At 65.3% G+C, this 975-nt stretch carries 1 protein-coding gene; it reads right to left on the reverse strand.

Features of this window, described 5'->3' with window-relative positions; all coding sequences use genetic code 11:
• Positions 1-20: 20 nt before the first annotated feature.
• Positions 21-917 (reverse strand): IS982 family transposase, encoded by an 897-nt coding sequence (locus DZF91_RS23320; protein ID WP_117359501.1) that lies wholly within the window; start codon positions 915-917, stop codon positions 21-23.
• Between the last annotated feature and the right edge of the window lie 58 nt (positions 918-975).

Below are 975 nucleotides of genomic sequence, written 5' to 3' on the forward strand. Positions count from 1 at the left end.
CTAGACGAGTAGTTCCGAAGTTAGTGGTCGTAGGCGATCAGTGATCGTGTGGTGGGTTGTCCGGTGCGGTGGTTGTGCCAGATCGCTGCGGTCATGGCCAGGATGCGTTGGGCGATTCTTGTGGCGACTCCCTCGAAGGTTCGACCGCCGTGTTGTTCCAGGTCGAGCTGGCCTTTGAGGGTGTCGTTGACCGATTCGATGAGCTGGCGGACGGGTTTGAGGAGGCGTTCGCCGGGGCGGGCCGGTTCGTCTCGCATCGAGGGCCGCAGCAACTGGATTCCCCGCTGGGCCAGGTCGTCTTCGAACCAGCGGGCCCGGAAGCCCTTGTCGGCGATCAGCAGCAGGCCGGGACGGCCGGTGGCCAGTTCGGGCTCGACGTCCAGCATCGCCGCGACCACCTCACGCTCGTCCAGTTTCGGGTTGGCCAGTGCCCAGCTGATCGGCATCCCGGCCGGGGTGCAGATCAGGTAGAGCCTCAATCCCCAGAACCAGCGTGAGTGCGAGCGGCAGTAGCCGTAGGAGGCCCACCCGGCCAGGTCCGAGCGCTGGGCGGTGGGCCGGGAACGACCGCACTCCACCGGGGTGGAATCGGCGATCCACACGTTGTCCAGCCAGAAGTCGGTGTCACGGGCCAACAGGCGGATTACTCGTTTGACCAGGGGCAGCGCCGCGCGCAGCCGCTTGTTGTAGCCGGGCCGCTGAGGAAGGTAGGGGAACATTCCGGCAAGATGCCCACGGGCGAAACGCAGCCATCTGGCCTCGGAGGTGAACCCCAGCAGGGCCTGGGCCACCGCCAGCGTGACCAGCTCGGAATCCGACAGCAGCGGCGGCCGGCCCAGCCACCGTTTCATTCCGATCTCGTCATCGACCTTCACGTACAGTGCCGTCAAGAGGGTGTTCAGTTCTTCGGTCTCCACAAACCGAGCCTGAACACCCTCGCCCTGTCCCAGGGGACAGACTTCGGAACTACTCGTC

This window comes from Actinomadura logoneensis (genome assembly GCF_003428695.1).
Taxonomy (GTDB): domain Bacteria; phylum Actinomycetota; class Actinomycetes; order Streptosporangiales; family Streptosporangiaceae; genus Spirillospora; species Spirillospora logoneensis.